Annotated in this window: 2 protein-coding genes; both read left to right on the forward strand. The window is 32.7% G+C overall.

Annotated features, from left to right (window positions below):
* Positions 1–202, forward strand: a 202-nt coding sequence (locus tag C3E89_RS03395; protein WP_236911085.1) for a hypothetical protein, incomplete at its 5' end; no start/stop codon positions are given.
* An 18-nt stretch (positions 203–220) separates the two neighbouring features.
* The coding region (locus tag C3E89_RS03400; protein ID WP_336512955.1) for a helicase-related protein at positions 221–667 on the forward strand (447 nt) is incomplete at its 3' end.

A 667-nucleotide genomic window follows, 5' to 3' on the forward strand; every position in this document is an offset into this window, starting at 1 on the left:
TGAATGGAATACATACTTAGATGAGGCTTTAGAAGAAGAAGATTTTAAAGATGAAAAGGATATGGAACAAACATCTGAAATAAAAAATTTAACAAAGGAGGAAACAGAATTTTTAGTTAAATATGTAAAGGCACTAGAAACTAGTAATGCTGTTGAACCTAAATATGAGAAGACTGTGGAACTATTAAGAGATGAGAAATAGCTAGAAAGAGGAACTATTATTTTTTTCCAATATTATGAAACTGCTAGATGGATTGCCCAAAACCTATCTATGGAATTTCCAGAGGAAACTATAGGTATATATGCAGGAGGAACAAAATCTGGCATATTTATAAATGGGGAGTTTACCTATAAGGATAAGGAAACCATTAAAGCCCGGGTGAAAGATAGGGATATTAGAGTTTTAGTAGGTACTGATGCAGCTAGTGAAGGGTTAAATTTACAGACTCTAGGATCGTTAATAAATATAGACTTACCTTGGAATCCAACTAGATTAGAACAGAGAAAAGGCAGAATCCAAAGAATTGGGCAGGAATACGATACCATTTATATTTACAATATGAGATACAAAGATTCTATAGAAGACAAGGTTCATAAAAGATTATCAGAACGTCTAAGACATATTTCTGATGTATTTGGACAAGTACCGGATACACTAGAAGATGTT

This window comes from Clostridium sp. Cult1 (assembly GCF_021655095.1).
Lineage (GTDB): Bacteria > Bacillota > Clostridia > Tissierellales > Tepidimicrobiaceae > Schnuerera.